General features: G+C 64.1%; 14 protein-coding genes. 11 read left to right on the top strand and 3 right to left on the bottom strand.

Annotation, left to right across the window (positions count from 1 at the left end; translation table 11 throughout):
• Positions 1 to 312 precede the first annotated feature (312 nt).
• The 9 genes from lpxC (at position 313) to C5L14_RS10855 (ending at position 9,609) form a co-directional block, all read left to right on the top strand.
• Positions 313 to 1,272, top strand: a complete 960-nt coding sequence (gene lpxC / locus C5L14_RS10895) for a UDP-3-O-acyl-N-acetylglucosamine deacetylase (protein ID WP_105862085.1) — start codon at positions 313 to 315, stop codon at positions 1,270 to 1,272.
• A 261-nt stretch (positions 1,273 to 1,533) separates the two neighbouring features.
• The gene (locus C5L14_RS10890; protein WP_105862084.1) at positions 1,534 to 2,400 is read left to right on the top strand and encodes an outer membrane protein assembly factor BamD; all 867 of its coding nucleotides are present in this window, start codon (positions 1,534 to 1,536) and stop codon (positions 2,398 to 2,400) included.
• A 115-nt stretch (positions 2,401 to 2,515) separates the two neighbouring features.
• Positions 2,516 to 4,234 (top strand): DNA repair protein RecN, encoded by a 1,719-nt coding sequence (gene recN, locus C5L14_RS10885; protein ID WP_105862083.1) that lies wholly within the window; start codon positions 2,516 to 2,518, stop codon positions 4,232 to 4,234.
• On the top strand, positions 4,212 to 4,844 hold the full coding sequence (locus tag C5L14_RS10880; protein ID WP_181161122.1) for an REP-associated tyrosine transposase: 633 nt from the start codon (positions 4,212 to 4,214) through the stop codon (positions 4,842 to 4,844). The genes recN and C5L14_RS10880 overlap by 23 nt, the downstream gene beginning before the upstream one ends.
• Positions 4,845 to 4,946: 102 nt before the next feature.
• Positions 4,947 to 7,082 carry an NAD-dependent DNA ligase LigA gene (gene ligA, locus C5L14_RS10875; RefSeq protein ID WP_105862081.1) on the top strand — a complete coding sequence of 712 codons (2,136 nt, stop codon included), beginning with the start codon at positions 4,947 to 4,949 and terminating at the stop codon, positions 7,080 to 7,082.
• Positions 7,048 to 7,554, top strand: coding sequence for a DUF3828 domain-containing protein (locus C5L14_RS10870; RefSeq protein ID WP_105862080.1), 507 nt, complete (start codon positions 7,048 to 7,050; stop codon positions 7,552 to 7,554). Before ligA ends, C5L14_RS10870 begins: the two co-directional genes overlap by 35 nt.
• A 67-nt stretch (positions 7,555 to 7,621) precedes the next feature.
• Entirely contained in the window at positions 7,622 to 8,521 is a 900-nt protein-coding gene (locus tag C5L14_RS10865) for an AraC family transcriptional regulator (protein ID WP_105862079.1), read from the top strand.
• A gap of 76 nt (positions 8,522 to 8,597) precedes the next feature.
• Complete coding sequence (locus C5L14_RS10860; protein ID WP_245443344.1) at positions 8,598 to 9,317, top strand: AzlC family ABC transporter permease; 720 nt, start codon at positions 8,598 to 8,600, stop codon at positions 9,315 to 9,317.
• Positions 9,307 to 9,609: an AzlD family protein gene (locus tag C5L14_RS10855; protein WP_105862077.1), complete on the top strand. Its 303-nt coding sequence runs from the start codon at positions 9,307 to 9,309 to the stop codon at positions 9,607 to 9,609. The genes C5L14_RS10860 and C5L14_RS10855 overlap by 11 nt, the downstream gene beginning before the upstream one ends.
• 266 nt (positions 9,610 to 9,875) lie before the next feature.
• On the opposite strand, the gene C5L14_RS10850 is transcribed toward C5L14_RS10855, so the two are convergent.
• The 3 genes from C5L14_RS10850 to C5L14_RS10840 form a co-directional block, all read right to left on the bottom strand.
• On the bottom strand, positions 9,876 to 11,687 hold the full coding sequence (locus C5L14_RS10850; protein ID WP_105862076.1) for an aminopeptidase P family protein: 1,812 nt from the start codon (positions 11,685 to 11,687) through the stop codon (positions 9,876 to 9,878).
• 186 nt (positions 11,688 to 11,873) lie between these two features.
• A complete protein-coding gene (locus tag C5L14_RS10845; protein ID WP_105862075.1) occupies positions 11,874 to 12,797 on the bottom strand; it encodes a 50S ribosomal protein L11 methyltransferase in 924 nt (307 codons plus the stop codon).
• A gap of 164 nt (positions 12,798 to 12,961) precedes the next feature.
• Complete coding sequence (locus C5L14_RS10840) at positions 12,962 to 14,131, bottom strand: aminotransferase (protein ID WP_105862074.1); 1,170 nt, start codon at positions 14,129 to 14,131, stop codon at positions 12,962 to 12,964.
• A gap of 94 nt (positions 14,132 to 14,225) precedes the next feature.
• On the opposite strand from C5L14_RS10840, the gene C5L14_RS10835 reads away from it, so the two are divergent.
• Positions 14,226 to 15,461 carry a cytochrome P450 gene (locus C5L14_RS10835; protein ID WP_105862073.1) on the top strand — a complete coding sequence of 412 codons (1,236 nt, stop codon included), beginning with the start codon at positions 14,226 to 14,228 and terminating at the stop codon, positions 15,459 to 15,461.
• Positions 15,462 to 15,691: 230 nt separating this feature from the next.
• Positions 15,692 to 17,053, top strand: coding sequence for a dicarboxylate/amino acid:cation symporter (locus C5L14_RS10830; protein WP_181161121.1), 1,362 nt, complete (start codon positions 15,692 to 15,694; stop codon positions 17,051 to 17,053).
• The last annotated feature ends 22 nt before the right edge of the window (positions 17,054 to 17,075 follow it).

Here is a 17,075-nt window from a genome sequence, read left to right as displayed (position 1 = left end):
TTGTGACGAAATCGTAACCATAGCACGGATCAATGACGGCCCGGGTAGTGCACCCGGGCCGTAATTTTTTGAAATGATTAAGGATTTTAAAACTAGGCTCACTGGCCGGAACTTGGCGAGCTTGTGTTACAGACCGTAAGAAAGCGTGATTTGGCTAAACCTTTGGTTTTTGCTTTACGTATTTTCGAAGAAAGGTCCGAGTCCCTGTCCTCGTGACAGAGAATGATAGGACCAAAGGGTCAAACAGAAAGCAGGCCGGTCTAGTTTCGGTTGGGTACCGCCACCCTGGCGGACGGCTTGTGGAATACGCACATGAAATCTGGTTTCCAGACGACTTTGAATGACCGGGTATCCCTCGAAGGGATCGGTGTCCATTCTGGCAAGCCTGTCTCCATCACCTTGCATCCGAGCGAGGCCGACAGCGGCATCATCTTCCTGCGCACGCATCTCGAGAACGGGCGCGAGCGGGAGATCCTTGCTCATTATCACAATGTCATCGATACGCGCCTGTGCACGGTCGTCGGCGATGCCACGCGCGCCTCGGTTGCTACCATCGAGCATCTGATGGCTGCCTTGCGCGGTCTTGGCATCGACAATGTGACGGTCGAGGTCGACGGGCCGGAAATCCCGGTCATGGATGGGTCGTCCGCTCCCTATATTGCGGCGATCGACCAGGTCGGTATCGCCACGCTGCGGGCACGCCGCCGGCAGATCAAGGTGCTCAAGCCGGTCCGCGTCGAGATGGGCCGGGCGTGGGCCGAGCTGACGCCCTGGGACAAGGCCGGCAACACCGGTTTCCGCATGGATGTCGAGATCGATTTCGACTCGCCCCTGATCGGCCGGCAGCGCCGCGTGCTCGACCTGACGCCCGACAACTTCCGTCGTGAATTGTCGCGCGCCCGTACCTTCGGTTTCGTCAAGGATGTCGAACAGCTGTGGGAACGGGGACTGGCACTCGGCTCGTCCCTGGAGAACTCGGTTGCCCTGAGCGAGGACCGCATCCTCAATCCGGAAGGCCTCCGCTACGCCGACGAATTCGTGCGTCACAAGATGCTCGATGCGGTGGGTGACCTGGCTCTCGCCGGTGCGCCGCTGATCGGTCAGTTCCGCTCTTATTGCGGCGGACATCGCGTCAATTACATGACGCTTCAGGCCCTGTTCGCCGATGACAGCGCCTGGACCATGGTCGATGCACCGGTACGTCGCGAGAGCGGCCATGCCGAGCTCTCCAGCGGCTTGGCCGCAGCGGCCTTCGCGCCTGATACCAATTGAGTGCGAAGGCTTTTGCCTCGCTTGACAGCGCCGCCGCAAAGCATTGTACAATTTTGTAGAGGCGGTGGCGCTTGGCCGGACAATCGGCTACAAGGGCCCCTGCATTGCTGCCGGCGTAACACCTATCCATCCGGACGGGCGGGTGTCGGTCGTGAATGTCGAACCACGAAGTCTTAACGTTGTGGTGCGAAGCTGATGGATGGTTTCATCCGCCGGAAGCGCGCGACAATGCCGGTACTAGTCGAAGTAGAGGTCTGAGTGATGCCGCTGCGTTCCCTCTCGTCTTCCCGCGCCGTCGCGACGCGGCTCGCGGTCCGTGCCGTCGCCATTGCGCTGATGGCCTCGCCGCTGGCCGCCTGCGGTTTCTGGGATGACGATCCGGGCTATCAGACCCAAGCGACCGATCCGCCGGATCTTCTCTACAATCAGGGTCTCGTCGCCATGAAGGGCGGCGACTATTCCAAGGCGTCCAAGCGTTTCGAAGCGCTCGACAAGCAATATCCGCAGACGGAGTGGCAGAAGAAAGCCATCCTGATGATGGCCTATTCCAATTACACCTCCGGCAATTACGACGATGCCATCACCTCGTCGCGCCGCTACGTGACCTTGTGGCCGACCGACAAGGACGCAGCCTATATGACTTATATCTGGGCCAACTCCCAGTATAAGCAGATTCCTGACATCACCCGCGACCAGGATCGCGCCAGCCAGGCGCTTGCCGGCTTCGAGAAAGTCGTCACCGACTATCCCAAGTCGGAATATGTCAGCGATTCCAAGTTCAAGATCCAGGTTGTGCGCGACCAGCTCGCCGGCAAGGAAATGGAAATCGGCCGCTTCTATCAGAAGCAGCAGAATTATGCCGCGGCGGTCAATCGCTATAAGGCCGTGGTGAAGGACTATGCCCAGACCCGCCAGATCGAAGAGGCGCTGAGCCGTTTGACGGAATGCTACATGGCGCTCGGCCTTTCCAGCGAGGCGCAGACGGCTGCCGCCATTCTCGGCCACAACTACCCCAACAGCCAATGGTACAAGGATGCCTATACGTTGGTGAAGTCGCATGGCCTGGAGCCGCGCGAGGATACCGATTCCTGGCTGAGCCGGACGTTCCGCAACGCGATTACGCTCTGAGGCGCGGCGCAGACCATCGAATTTCCAGGGGGCCGGTCGCAAGATCGGCCCTTTGTTTGTGCGTAGCCCGATGTTTTGTCATGCAGCGCAGGCGCAAGCCCGGTATAGAACTGTCATGCTCGTTCAACTGGCCATCCGCGATATCGTCCTGATCGACCGGCTCGACCTCGAATTCGTCGCCGGCCTGTCCGTTCTGACCGGCGAGACCGGCGCCGGTAAGTCGATCCTGCTCGACGCCTTCGCCTTGGCGTTGGGCGGACGCGGCGATGGTTCCCTGGTACGTCATGGCGCGAGCCAGGGACAGGTCAGTGCCGTCTTCGACGTCCCGGCCGATCATGCCGCCCGTGCCGTGCTGAAGGCGAACGACATATCCGATGATGGCGACCTGATCCTGCGGCGTGTGCAGATGGCGGACGGCCGAACCCGAGCCTTCATCAACGACCAGCCGGTGAGCGTGCAGGTGCTGCGCGCCACGGGATCTGCCCTGGTCGAGATCCATGGCCAGCATGACGATCGTGCCCTGACCGATCCGGCTTCCCACCGCGCGCTTCTCGATGCCTTCGGAGGGCTTGAGGATCTGGCAGCCGATGTGGCCGGCAAGCACGCGGCCTGGCGCAAGGCGACGCAGTCTCTTGCACAGCACCGAGCGCGGCTGGAAAAGGCGCGGGCCGAGGGCGACTGGCTGCGCCATTCCGTCGACGAACTCGGCAAGCTCGATGTCCAGCCCGGCGAGGAAGAAGCCCTGGCCGAGCGGCGCACCCATATGATGCAGGCCGAGAAGATCGCCGTCGATCTCAAGGAGGCTTATGAGGGGGTCGGCGGCAACGGCTCTCCCACGCCATCTCTGGCGGCCATCATTCGGCGTCTCGAGCGGCGGGGAGCCCAGGCGCCTCGGCTGGTCGAGCCGGCCATCGCCGCGCTGGACCAGGCACTCAACGCCCTGGAAGAAGCCCGTATCGCGCTGCAGACGGCCTTGGACGAGGCCGATTTCGATCCGGCCGAACTGGAGCGCCTGGAAGAGCGCCTGTTCGCCTTGCGTGCGGCAAGCCGCAAATACGATGTCTCCGTGGAGGACCTGCCGGCACTGGCCGAGCGCTACACGGCGGATCTGGCGGCCCTGGACGAAGGGGAGGGGCAGCTCCAGGCCCTGGAACAGGCCGATCGCGCCTCCCGTCTCGCCTATGAGGCGCGGGCTGCGGTGCTGTCCGACAAACGCCGGGCCACCGCCGGCCAGCTCGATGCCGCGGTGAACGGCGAATTGCCGCCCTTGAAGCTCGACAGGGCGAAGTTCACCACCTCGGTGGAGAGCGACAAGACCCTGGCCTCTCCCGATGGTTTCGACAGGGTGGAGTTCTGGGTCCAGACCAATCCCGGCACCCGCCCGGGGCCGATGATGAAAGTGGCGTCGGGCGGCGAACTCTCGCGTTTCATGCTGGCGCTGAAAGTGGCGTTGGCCGATCGCGGTTCGGCGCCGACCCTGGTCTTCGACGAGATCGATTCCGGCGTGGGCGGCGCCGTCGCCGATGCCATCGGCCAGCGCCTGGCGCGGCTGGCGGGCAGGGTCCAGGTGATCAACGTCACCCATGCGCCGCAGGTCGCGGCGCGCGCTTCCACTCATTTCCTCATCGCCAAGCAGGCGGAAGGCAAGGACAGGGTCGCCACCCGGGTCTCCCCCCTGGACACCGACAAACGGCGTGAGGAAATCGCCCGCATGCTCGCCGGTGCCCATGTGACCGATGAGGCGAGAGCGGCGGCGGACAGGCTGCTGGGGGGCGGGGCTTCAGACCCGGCCAGCGCCGGGAGGGCAGAGATTGGAACAAGGAACCGGCGCTGACAACTCGTCTTCCGACGCTAAGAACCACCGCGGCTGGCACCAGCCGCACGGTTTGCCACATTTCGATACGCCTGAAATCGTTCAATTCGTCACGTTTCGTCTAGCGGATAGCCTCCCCGCCTGGGTTGAAGATCGCCGCGAAACATCAGTGGAGATGCGACGGCGTGTGGAAAGGAAGCTCGACGAGGGGATGGGGGCTTGTTGGTTGGCGAATGTAGACATTGCTTTGCTGGTCGAGAGTGCGTTGCTTGCTTTCCACATGCAGCGCTACCGGCTGTGGTCTTGGTGCATCATGCCCAACCACGTGCACTGCCTTTTCGACTTGAAGGATGGCTGGCGCCTGGCGGATGTGGTCAAGTCGTTGAAATCTTACACCGCCGCACATGCCAATCGAATTCTGGGGCGGCAGGCCGTTTTCTGGCAGGCCGATTATTTCGACCGTTACATGCGTAGCGAAGATCAAATGGCTCGAACGATTGACTATATCGAGCGCAATCCGGTTAAGGCAGGCCTTTGCACTTATAGCACTGAATGGCGATGGTCGAGCGCGCGCCGAAAATTGGGGGGCGGATCTTCAGACCCGGCATCTGACTTCATTGCTGAGCAATAGTGGCGGGTCTGAAGACCCGCCCCCCAACCCGTGCCGTCCCCTCTGCCCCGATTGGAATGGTTGTGTTAAGCCACAGCAAAGCAATGCATCGGTTGGCCTGTCATGAACACTCCCAAGCCCATTTCCGACCTCTCGCTCGAGGAGGCTCGCGCCGACTACGAGGAACTTGCGGCGCGGTTGATCGACGCCGATAAAGCCTATTATCAGGAGGACGCGCCGGTTCTCAGCGATGCGGACTACGATGTTCTGCGGCGGCGCTATACGGCAATCGAGGAGCGCTTTCCCGAGCTCAAATCGGCCGAGAGCCTCTCGGATAAGGTCGGCGCGGCGCCATCCGAGAAATTCGCCAAGGTGCGCCACCGCGTGCCGATGCTCTCCTTGTCCAACAGCTTTGCCGACGAGGATGTCGAGGAATTCGTGGCCCGTATCCGGCGCTTCCTCGGCCTTGGCGAGAGCGACGATCTGGTGATCACGGCCGAACCCAAGATCGATGGTCTGTCCTGCTCGCTGCGTTACGAAAAGGGCAAGCTGGTGGTGGCAGCCACGCGAGGCGATGGCGCCGAGGGCGAGGACGTCACCGCCAATGTCCGCACCATCGGCGACATTCCCAACGTGCTCAAGGGCAATGTCCCCGAGATTTTCGAGGTGCGCGGCGAGGTCTATATGAGCCATGCCGATTTCAATGCCATGAATGAAAGGCAGGCCGCGGCGGGCAAGCCTCTGTTTGCCAATCCGCGCAATGCCGCGGCCGGCTCTCTGCGCCAGCTCGACGCCTCCATCACCGCCAGCCGCCCCCTGCGCTTCTTCGCCTATGCCTGGGGCGAGGCGAGTGCCCTGCCGGCCGCCACGCAATTCGAGGTGGTGCGGGCTTTCGCCGAGTGGGGCTTTGCGGTCAATCCCCTGATGGTGCGTTGCCATGGCGCCGCCGACCTGCTCGCCCATTACCGTCAGATCGAGGCTCAGCGCGCCACGCTCGGCTACGACATCGACGGCGTGGTCTACAAGGTCGACCGGCTCGATTTGCAGCAGCGCCTCGGCTTCGTCTCGCGCTCGCCGCGCTGGGCGACGGCGCATAAATTCCCGGCCGAGAAGGCGACCACGCTGCTGCACGGCATCGAAATCCAAGTCGGGCGCACTGGTGCCCTCACGCCGGTCGCCAAGCTGCAGCCGGTCACCGTGGGCGGCGTCGTCGTCTCCAATGCCACTTTGCACAATGAGGACGAGATTGCCCGCAAGGATGTGCGCATCGGCGACACGGTGATCGTGCAGCGGGCGGGCGACGTCATCCCGCAGATCCTCGGGGCGGTGCTGGAGAAGCGGCCGGCGGATGCCGTTCCCTATGTCTTCCCCGAAACCTGTCCCTGTTCGCTGAAGACGCCGGTCGTGCGCGAGGAAACCGTGACAGGGGGGGAGGGCGCAGTGCGGCGCTGTTCTGGGGAATTTGCCTGTCCCTTCCAGAAGATCGAGCATCTCAGGCATTTCGTCTCCCGCCGCGCCTTCGACATCGAAGGGCTGGGCGAAAAACAGATCGCCTTCTTCTTCGAGAACGAGGATCTGCCGATCCGCGAGCCCGGCGACATCTTCACCCTCGCGGCCCGCGATGGGCAGAACTTCAAGAAATTGAAGGACCGCGAAGGTTTTGGCGCGACCTCGACGAAGAACCTGTTCGCCGCCATCGATGCCCGCCGCGAGATCGCGCTGGAACGTTTTCTCTATGCCCTCGGCATCCGCCATGTCGGTGAGACCACCGCGCGCCAGCTTGCCCGCGCTTATGGCTCCTGGCCGGCTTTCGAGCAGGCGGCGCTGCGCATCGCCGCCAAGGACGAAGAGGCCGGGGCGGACATGGATGCGATCGACCAGATCGGCGAAACCGTGGTCGAGGCGGTGGACGCCTATTTCGCGGAAGAGCACAACCTCGCCATCCTCGAGCGGCTCACAGCGGAAATCCGCATCCTCGATGCGGAACAGCCGCGCTCCGAGAGCCCGGTTGCCGGCAAGACGGTGGTGTTCACCGGGGCGCTGGAGCGCATGAGCCGCGACGAGGCCAAGGCCATGGCCGACCGGCTGGGCGCCAAGGTCTCGGGTTCCGTCTCCAAGAAGACCGATCTGGTGGTCGCCGGCCCCGGCGCCGGCTCGAAACTGGCGGATGCGCAAAAGCACGGCGTCAAAGTCATCAATGAGGATGAATGGTTCGAGCTGGTGAATGGAGCAGGGAATACGAATGATCAGGATGCGTGAACTGGGTCTAGGGCTTCTGCTTGCATCGGGGCTGTCGATGCCGGCCGTTGCGGCCGAGATCTCGCCCGAAACAACGGTAAAGCAGATCTACTCGGGAAAGACGCCTGAAACGAAAGGCATCGACATCATCGGCAATGCCAAACTGCGGGCCAAATATCTCAGCAAGGACTTGGCTGCCGCGGTGAAGAAGGACATCGATGAATCCGCCAAATCGGGCGAAGTGGGAGCACTTGATTTCGATCCGGTGAGCGATTCCCAGGACCCGATGATCAAGGATTTGAAGATCGAGCCAGCGTCGGTACAGGGTGACCGCGCCCAGGTCAGTGTGAGCTTCGATCGTGGTGACCCCAAGCGCGACGAGCTTGTCTACGACCTGGTGAAGGAAAACGAGCAATGGCGCGTTTCCAACATCTCGAAGAAGGGCAATGCCCAGGAGGCCTGGTCCCTGCGTCAGATGCTGTCCTTGAAATAGCGGCGGCCGCTGCGGGGATGCAACTTTCATCCAAGCAATTTGCCGACAAAGGCACTATCTTGACGCCATGCCGTCGCACTCCACTGCCTTCACGACACTCGAGGATGCCGCCGAGCGGGGCGATGCCGTCCGGTTCTGGCGCGAGCAGCGCTATGACGGATTGGAATGCCTGAGCGCGATCTTTCGCCGGCACCGCTATGTGCCGCATACCCATGAGACCTATGCCATCGCCGCCGTGCTCGACGGCTGCGAGGCCTTCTCGCATCGTGGTGTCAGGCATTACGCCTCGCCGGGAAGTTTCGCGATGGTCTGCCCGGACGAGCTGCATGATGGAGAGCCGGCAGGCGAGGGTTTCGTCTACCGCGTGCTCTATCCCACCGTCGATCTGATGCGTTCGGTCGCCGAGGATACGTTCGGCCGGCCGGCCGCCGGCACGCTCTGGTTCGACCGTTCGGTCATCGAGGATCCTGCCCTGGCGGCCGATTTGGTGAAACTGCAGATCGCGCTCGGCGACCCCGCCGTGACCCTGCTCGAACGCGATGCCAGGCTCAGCCGTTTCTTTTCGATCTTGCTCGGGCGCTGGGGCGGCCATGGCGAGCCGATCAGGCTCGGCGACGAGAGCGGGCCGCTCGCCAAGGCCCGGGCCTATCTGGACCAGCATTTCGAGCGCGATGTCGGCCTCGACGAGCTTGCCGTGGTAGCAGGGCTCAACCGCAGCCACCTCGTGCGTTCCTTCCGCAAGGCCATGGGTACCACGCCGCATGCCTATCTCATCGACCGGCGCTACCGCGCGGCGCGGCGCCTGCTGGCGGCCGGCGAAGGGCCGGCGGAAGTGGCGGCAGCCTGCGGCTTCTGCGACCAGAGCCACCTCAATCGGGTGTTCAAGGCCCGCATGGGCGTGACGCCGGGCGCCTTCCGGGGTGATGGAGTGTCGGCCTCCGGCCGACAAATGTCAGCCATGGGCTGACCCTCCCGACGCAACTTTTATCCAAGACCGGCGGTCGTGCAGCGCCTATTGAGACGGCTCCATCAGGAGCTCTCGCTTGTCTGCCCGTTCCGAAATCCGTTCCGCGTTGATCGACATTGCCCCGCCAGCCCTGGCGGCGGTGCCGATCGGTTTCCTGTTCGGCGCCATCGCCGTCTCCAAGGGGTTGTCGCCTTTCGAGACGGCCCTGATGTCGATCACCGTGTTCGCCGGCAGCGCGCAATTCGCCGCCCTCGAGCAATGGGTGCAGCCGGTCTCGATCCTGGCCCTGGCTTTCGGCACCTTGCTGATCAATTGCCGCCATATCCTGATGGGGGCCTCGCTCACCCCCAAGACGCGGCTCTTCTCGCCCGCCCAGCGCTTTCTCGGCTTCTTCATGATGGCCGACGAGAATTGGGCGATGTCGGAGCGCCGGGCCGGCCAGGCCGAGCTGACGCCGACCTATTATTTCGCCATGTCGGTGTTCTTCTATCTCAACTGGGTGCTGTGGAGCACGGCGGGCGGCTTCGTTGGCCAGCTCCTGGGCGATCCCGCGCGCTATGGCGCCGATTTCGCTTTCACCGCCCTGTTCATCGGCCTGATCGCGGGTTTCTGGGAAGGCCGCAGCTCGGCGGCGGCGATCGTCACCAGCGCCGTGGTGGCGGCCCTGGTCTATCTCAAGATCGGGGCGCCCTGGCATGTGCCCGCCGGGGCGCTGGCCGGCATTTTCGCCGCTTTCCTCACCGGCCATCCCGGCCGCAGCAAGCTCGATGTCAAGGAGGCCGTCGATGTCGTTTGATCCCCACACGGTAGCAGCGATCCTGACCATGGCCCTGGTGACCTATGCCACCCGCGTGGCCGGCATCTTCCTCGACGGCCGCCTCGCCCTGACCGGCCGGACCAAGGCCGCCTTCGACGCCATTCCGGCGGCTGTTCTGGTCTCGGTGATCGCACCGGTCGCGCTCGCGACCGGACCGGCCGAAACCATCGCCGCCGGCGTCACCGTGGTTTCGGCCACGCGCATGCCGCTGCTGGTGACCATCGTGGTTGGCGTGGTGAGCGTGGTGCTGCTGAGAATGATGATGGGGTGACGGCGGGTAGTGTGGGAAAAGCTGGGATGGGTTATCTCGACCCCTCATCTCCCTGCCGGGACCTCTAGTCAACTCAAGAGAGTTGACGATACCCGCAAGGGGAGAAGGGAATCTTTCTTGTGGGCATAGCGCTGGCTAATCTCCTTCTCCCCTTGCGGGAGAAGGTGCCCCGAAGGGGCGGATGAGGGGTTGCACCGCCCCATCGCTGCCTTTTTCTCGGGCTGTTCGAAAGATCTTGAAAACGCCAGCCTCAGACCAACCTCCAATCACCCGATCGCCTGCGTCACCTGCTCCAGCCATACCCGTTCCGGTTCGTCCAACAGCGGGCCCAGCGTCTCGCGCACCTGGGCGTGGTAGGCGTTGAGCCAGTCGATCTCGCGGGTGGTGAGCAGCGACAGTTCGATCGGCCTCACATCGATAGGTGCCAGCGTCAGCGTCTCGAAGCCGTACATCTCGCGTTCGGCACCCTCGATCGTGATGGGTTCGACCAGGATGAGGTTCTCGATGCGGATGCCGAAGGCGCCGGTGCGGTAATAGCCGGGCTCGTTGGAGAGAAGCATGCCCGGCTCCAGCGGCGTGGTGCCGAGCTTGGAGATGCGCTGCGGGCCCTCATGGACGGAGAGATAGGAGCCGACGCCATGGCCGGTGCCGTGGTCGAAATCGGTGCCGATCTCCCACAACGCGGCGCGGGCGAAGCTGTCGAGCTGGGCACCGGAAACACCCTTGGGAAAGCGCGCCAGGGCGATGGCGATATGGCCCTTGAGCACGCGGGTATAGCGGTCCTTCATCTCGGGAGAGACCTCGCCCACCGCGATGGTGCGGGTGATGTCGGTCGTGCCGTCGACATATTGCGCGCCGGAGTCGATCAGGAAGAAGCCCGGCGTCACCGGCCGGTTGCTGGCATGGCTGACACGGTAATGCGGCAAGGCGGCGTTCGGCCCGGCCGAGGAGATCGAGGGGAAGGAGAGATCCTTGAGCACGCCCGTGCCCTCGCGGAAGCGCTCCAGGGCCTCGGCTACCGAGATCTCGGTTTCCTTGCCGTCCGGTACGGTGCGCTCGAACCAGGCGAGGAAGTTCACGAAGGCAACGCCGTCGCGAATATGGGCAGCCCTGGCGCCAGCGCGCTCGGCCTCGTTCTTGACGGCACGCAGCAGGGCGACGGGATCGCCCCCCTTCTGCACCCTACCGCCGGCCTTCTCGACCAGGGTGGCGAAATGCTCGACCACCATGGCGGGATCGAGCCGTACCGTCTTGCCCTTCACGCTTCCGGCCAGCACGGCCTCGATCTGGCTCGGTTCGGCAATCGCCATGTGCTGGGCCAGGTCGTCGCGGACGGCATTGGAGAATTTGCGCCCATCGGCGAACAGCGTCGGCTGTCCCTCGGCCGGCACCAGCGCATAGGAGAGCGGCAGGGGCGTGTGGGAGACGTCGCCGCCGCGGATATTGAACAGCCAGGCCGAGGCATGGGCGTCGTTGGTGAAGACGGCGTCGATCTTCTGCTCACGCAGCTTGGCCTGCAGCCGTTCGACCTTGGAGGACACGCTCTCGCCGGCGAGCGCGACGTCGTGCAGGACGATCTGGGCAAGCGGCGGGGCGGGGCGGTCGGTCCAGATAGCGTCGACCGGGTTTTCCCTGACAGCAACGAGACTTGCGCCTGCCTTCTCGCAGGCGGCGCGAAGTCGCTCGACCTCGTTCATCGATTGAAGACGCGGGTCGTAGCCGAGCTTCATGCCGGGCTTGAGCACGGTGCCGAGCCATTTCTCCGGCGGCTCCTCGATGAGATGGCGCGGCGTATAGGTCGCGGTGTCCACCTGCTCGCGCACCTGCACGGTATAACGGCCGTCGACGAAGATGGAGGCCTGGTCCCTGAGGACGACGGCGATGCCCGCCGATCCGGCAAAGCCGGTGAGCCAGGAAAGGCGTTCCTCCGAGGGGGGGCAATATTCGTTCTGGTGCTCGTCCGAGCGGGGGACCACGAAGCCGTCGAGCCCCAGGTCGGCGAGCTTGCTGCGCAACGCCGCCGCGCGGGCCGGGCCGAGGCTGGGCTGGGAAATTTCGTCGAAGGACTGAAAAGCCATTTGATCACCCTTGAAATATAGTTGCCTTCTCCCCTTGGGGGTGTCGTCAACTCTCTTGAGTTGACTAGAGGTCCCGGCAGGGGGGATGAGGGGAGAAACGTGCCTCTTGCAGGTTTAGCGCCAGCACCCCTCATCCGGCTGCCGCCACCTTCTCCCGCAAGGGGAGAAGGGAATGATTTTGCTCGTTTACAGTTTCCGCGGCTTGCCGCCGCCATAGGACAGCACCAGCGTCGTCCACTCGTCGATCTTGATCTGACGGATGAGATGGAGGCCCTGGGCGCGATAGGCCGCCAGCGCCGCATTGGCATGGGCGTGTAGCAGGCCGGAAAGGATCACCGTGGCGCCGGGCGCCAGCAGGCGGCTCATCGGCGCCGCGAGGCGAACCAGGGGGGCCATCAGGATATTGGCGAAGACGAGGTCGAACGGCTTGTTGGTCTGCATGGCGCGTGCGGTGGTGCCGCGTGCCACGAAGCTCTCGACATAGGCCCCGGCCTTGTTGAAGCGGATGTTGTTGCGCGCGGTGGCGATGGCGATCGGATCGATGTCGGAGGCCAGCACGCGCAGGCGCAGGGCGCGCGCGGCCGCAATGGCGAGCACGCCGGTGCCGGTGCCGATGTCGAGCGGACGGTTGGGGCGCCTGCGCTTGAGGAGATCGTCCAAAGCGAGGAGGCAGCCCCGCGTGGTGCCGTGATGGCCGGTGCCGAAGGCGAGCGCCGCCTCGATCTCGATGCCGATGGTATTGGCCGGGACATGCTGGCGATCATGGCTGCCATGGACGGTGAAGCGGCCCGCCCGCACCGGCGCCAGGCCCTCCAGCGAGGCAGCTACCCAGTCCTTGTCGCCGAAGCTGTCGAAGACCACCTCGATATCGGGGCCGGCCGCCAGAGCGATCAGGTCCCGGACGGAAGCCTCGTCCGGTTCGGTACGGAAATAGACCTCGACCAGCCAAGGCGGCTTCGCCGTGCCGTCTTCCTTCTCGAAGGCGGCGATCGCCGTTTCCGTGGGATCGAAGCTCTCGCCGAGCAAATCGGCGATGCGACGCGCGCGCATCTCGTCGGTGACGATACGCGCGACATGGGTGGGATTGTTGGGATGAAGACCTTCGAGCATGTCGCTTGGCTATCGCGCCAGCCGCCGGAGGGCAACGGAAATCGCGATAATCGCGACGTTGTTTGCTGGATCGCCGGCTGCCAGTCTGTTCTTCCCGAGACGTTGAGCGCCATAGCGAGCGAAGGTGGTCGATCTGAAGATCGACCCTCCAACTCCTGCGAGCTCTACCCGCCGAAACGCTGGAAGCGTTCGCGCAGGGCCTGCAACTGTTCCACGCCGGCATTGGCGAAGGCGACGCGCATATGCCCTTCGAGGCCCGGGCCGAAATAGGGGCCGGGCAGGCAGAGCACGCCGGCCTTCTCCACCAGGTCCTTGACGACGCTCGCGGCGGTATGGCCGTGGAAGGGATGATGCAGGAAGGCGAAATAGGCGCCCATCGCGTCGATCCGCCAGCCATTGATCCCTTCGAAGGCTGCACGGAAGCTGGCGGCGCGCCTGTCGATCTCCAGGCGGTTGGCTTCGCGCCACGCGGTCAGCCCCTCGATGGCCCAGGCGACGGGAGCCTGGGCGGCGCGGGGGGCGCAGATCTGCAGCGTGTCGAGAACCTTGCCGACCTCGGCTGCCACGGCGGGAGCGGCAATCAGCGCACCCAGGCGATGGCCCGGGATGCAGTAGCTCTTCGAGAAGGAATAGAGATAGATCAAGGTGTTGGCGAACTCGCCTGAAGCGATGAGTCCGTGCGGCCGGCCGGCGACGAAGTCGCGATAGGTCTCATCGAGGATGAGGAACAGGCCGCGTTCCCGGCAAAGTCGGGCGAAGGCTTCGATGGTCTCGGGCGGGTAGACGGCGCCCGTCGGGTTGTTGGGCGTGACGAGCAGGATCGCCCGCGTGGTGGGATCGATCAGTTCGGCGGCGCTCTCGACATCCGGCACGAAGCCGTTCTCGGGCGGGCAGGAGAGCGCCCGCGCCTCGATACCGAGCATATCGAGCGTCATCTTGTGATTGAAGTACCAGGGGCTCGGCAGCAGGATGGAGTCGCCGGCCTTGGCCACGGCCAGGGCTGCGACGAAAAAGGCCTGGTTGCAGCCGGTGGTGATCGAGACGGTCTGCCAGTCGACTTCTCCGCCATAGAGGCTGGAAACATGCGCGGCATAGGCTTGGCGCAGCACCGTGTCACCCTCGATCGGGCCATAGCTGGCGCTCGCCGCCGCGCCGGCATTGCGGCTGAGCCGCTCCAGCAGCTCCGCATGCGGCGGATAGCCCGGGACCGCCTGGGAAAGATCGATCAGCGGGCCGGCCGCGCCGTCATAGGCGCGTGCCCAGCCCTGCGCCTCCGGAATCGGCGGGGTGGCGGTATCGAGGAGATTGGGATTGATGGCGGGCAGGGTGCTCATGCGGTCCTAAATGCCTGTGGCATCCTGCTCTGACAAGGGGATTTCCGGCCGTCGCGGCGATGACATTGTCGCAGGAATCTCCTACCCCTTTGACATGTCCCTGCCGTCAAGCCTCAGGATCGATGCCGCCCGCGCGGCCGTGTCGCTCAGCCCCACCGATGCCGTCTTCGTGCAGCATCCTTATCCTGCCTATCGGGCCATCCGCGAAGCCTGCCCGCTGTTCTTCTGGGAGGAGTATGGCTGCTGGTGCGCGGCTTCGCATCAGACCGTGTTCGACCTCTTCCGCGACAGGCGCTTCGGGCGCGAGGTGCTGCATGTGGCCAGCCGCGCCGAACTCGGCTGGCCGGAGCCGCAGGCCCATCTGGCGCCCTTCGATGCGGTCGATGCCCATTCCATGCTGGAGCGCGAGCCGCCGGTTCATACGAGGCTGCGCACCCTGGTCAATCGCGCCTTCGTCACCCGGCAGGTCGAGCGTCTGAGGCCGCGGATCGCGGCGCTCGCCAACGAACTGATCGACGGTTTCGAGGGGCAGGGCGGGGTCGATCTGATCGAGGCTTTCGCCACGCCCATCCCGGTGATCCTGATCGCCGAACTCCTGGGCGTGCCGGTCGAGATGGCCCCGCAACTGCTCGACTGGTCGCATCGCATGGTGGCGATGTATCAGTTCAGCCGAAGCCGCAGCATCGAGGACCAAGCCGTTGCGGCTGCTCAGGATTTCTCCCACTTCCTGCGAGGTTATGTCGAGCGGCGTCGGGCCGAGCCGCGCGACGACCTCATCAGCCATCTCATCGCCGTCGAAGCCGAAGGCGACCGGCTCAGCGAGGAGGAACTGATCTCCACCTGCATCCTCCTGCTCAATGCCGGTCACGAGGCGACGGTGCACGCCATCGGCAATGGCGTGAAGTCGGTGCTGCAGGCAGGCCTCGGCCGTGACGAAGTGGTGGCGGGGGGCGAGGCGCTGGTTGAGGAAATGCTGCGCTTCGACCCGCCGCTCCACATGTTCAAGCGCTATGCGCTGGAAGACGTCACGCTGGGGCCGGCGACCTTCCGCAAGGGCGACCAGATCGGCCTGCTGCTCGGCGCCGCCAACCACGATCCGCATCGTTTCGAGGAGCCGGAGCGTTTCCTGATGACGCGGCAACGCCCGCCCCATGTCAGTTTCGGCGGCGGCATCCATTTCTGTGTCGGCGCCCCCCTCGCGCGGCTGGAACTGGAAGTCGCCGTGCCGATCCTGTTCGAACGGATGCCTAGCCTGCGGTTGGAAGGAACGCCGGTTTATGCCGATACCTACCATTTCCACGGGCTGAAGACGCTGGATTTGCGTTGGTAATTCCAGGCGCACGGGCATCTTGCTCGTATCTTCCTTTCCTGATGCGCGGCGTTCCTGGCAGGTCGGAACGGGCAAGATGCCCGTGCATCCGGGGGCAAGCCCTGCACGAGTGGCGTCCCTGCCTTGTCTTTGCTGTGGTTCTCTTTCAAATCCGCCCATGTTATGGATATTGAAAATGTATAACATTCATTTTGTGTTATATTGTCGTCGGCGCAGCGGAAGAAATTAACATGGCAACTCCCTCCGGCCCTCAAGCGGCGGCAGCCAAGCCCTTCTATGCCTCCTTCGGTTTCCAGGTGCTCGCCGCCATGGTGGTGGGTCTGATGCTCGGCCTTTATGCCCGCTCGCTCGGGCCGGACGCGGCAGGCAACCCCAATTGGCTGGTGCAGACGCTGACGACGATCGCCTCGATCTTCGTCCAACTGCTTTACGCCTTGGTGCCGCCTTTGGTCTTTACCGCCATCGTCGCCTCGATCGGCAATCTGCGCAAATTGTCGAATGCGGCCGCTCTGGTCTGGCAGACGCTGCAGTGGTTCGCGATCACCGCCTTGATTGCCGTGCTGATCGGCATCGCCCTCGGGCTGGTCATCCAGCCGGGCCTGCATTCGACCGTGCTGGCCGAGACCGCCAAGGCGCCGGCCACCACCGGCTCCTGGCTCGATTTCCTCAAGGGCCTGGTACCCGCCAATGTCTTCGGCATCCAGGCCTCGACCAAGCTTACCGATGGTGCCGCCTCGACCTCGCTGCAATTCAACGTGCTGCAGATCCTGGTGATCGCCATTGCGGTCGGCGTGGCTGCGTTGAGTGTCGGCGAGCGGGCCAACCCCTTCCTCACCTTCAACGAGTCGCTGCTATCAATCGTGCGCAAGATCCTGTGGTGGGTCATCCGGCTGACCCCGATCGGCACGATCGGCCTGCTCGGCAAGGCCGTGGCGCAATATGGCTGGCAGACGCTGGGGCAGCTTTCCTGGTATGCCCTCGCCATTTATATCGGCCTCGCCATCGTTCTGCTCGTCGTATACCCGCTGCTCCTGGTCCTGCATGGACTGAGCCCCGCCCGCTTTTTTGCTGGCGCCTGGCCGGCGATCCAGCTCGCCTTCGTCTCACGCTCCTCGGTCGGCACCATGCCGGTGACCGAGGCGGTGACGGAGCGCAGCCTCGGCGTGCCTCGGGAATATGCGGCTTTCGCCGTGCCCCTGGGATCGACCACCAAGATGGATGGCTGCGCGGCGATCTATCCGGCCATTTCGGCGATCTTCGTGGCCCAGTTCTACCAGATACCGCTCGGCATCGAGCATTACGCCCTGATCGTGTTCGTCTCGGTGATCGGCTCGGCTGCCACCGCCGGCCTCACCGGTGCCACCGTGATGCTGACCCTGACACTGTCGACCCTAGGCCTGCCGCTCTCCGGCGTCGGCCTGCTGCTCGCCATTGATCCGATCCTCGACATGGGCCGCACGGCGGTCAACGTCGCCGGCCAGGCGCTGGTGCCGCTGCTGGTCTCCAAGCGCCAGGGCATCCTGGACGAAGCCCGCTACAACCAGGCCGGCGGCATCGACAATCTCGACGCCGGCGTCCCCGCCAAGGGGTAAACTCCGGTCATCTTCAGCCACG

Source organism: Labrys okinawensis (genome assembly GCF_002982075.1).
GTDB lineage: Bacteria > Pseudomonadota > Alphaproteobacteria > Rhizobiales > Labraceae > Labrys > Labrys okinawensis_A.
Note: the sequence above shows the minus strand (reverse complement) of the source record. Positions and strands in the feature narration are given on the sequence as shown.

Bases quoted from the DNA above. Each gene is read 5' to 3' on its own strand.
- lpxC (WP_105862085.1), top strand. From the start codon at position 313: ATGAAATCTGGTTTCCAGACGACTTTGAATGACCGGGTATCCCTCGAA.
- C5L14_RS10890 (WP_105862084.1), top strand. From the start codon at position 1,534: ATGCCGCTGCGTTCCCTCTCGTCTTCCCGCGCCGTCGCGACGCGGCTC.
- recN (WP_105862083.1), top strand. From the start codon at position 2,516: ATGCTCGTTCAACTGGCCATCCGCGATATCGTCCTGATCGACCGGCTC.
- ligA (WP_105862081.1), top strand. From the start codon at position 4,947: ATGAACACTCCCAAGCCCATTTCCGACCTCTCGCTCGAGGAGGCTCGC.
- C5L14_RS10870 (WP_105862080.1), top strand. From the start codon at position 7,048: ATGGAGCAGGGAATACGAATGATCAGGATGCGTGAACTGGGTCTAGGG.
- C5L14_RS10865 (WP_105862079.1), top strand. From the start codon at position 7,622: ATGCCGTCGCACTCCACTGCCTTCACGACACTCGAGGATGCCGCCGAG.
- C5L14_RS10855 (WP_105862077.1), top strand. From the start codon at position 9,307: ATGTCGTTTGATCCCCACACGGTAGCAGCGATCCTGACCATGGCCCTG.
- C5L14_RS10850 (WP_105862076.1), bottom strand. From the start codon at position 11,687: ATGGCTTTTCAGTCCTTCGACGAAATTTCCCAGCCCAGCCTCGGCCCG.
- C5L14_RS10845 (WP_105862075.1), bottom strand. From the start codon at position 12,797: ATGCTCGAAGGTCTTCATCCCAACAATCCCACCCATGTCGCGCGTATC.
- C5L14_RS10840 (WP_105862074.1), bottom strand. From the start codon at position 14,131: ATGAGCACCCTGCCCGCCATCAATCCCAATCTCCTCGATACCGCCACC.
- C5L14_RS10835 (WP_105862073.1), top strand. From the start codon at position 14,226: ATGTCCCTGCCGTCAAGCCTCAGGATCGATGCCGCCCGCGCGGCCGTG.
- C5L14_RS10830 (WP_181161121.1), top strand. From the start codon at position 15,692: ATGGCAACTCCCTCCGGCCCTCAAGCGGCGGCAGCCAAGCCCTTCTAT.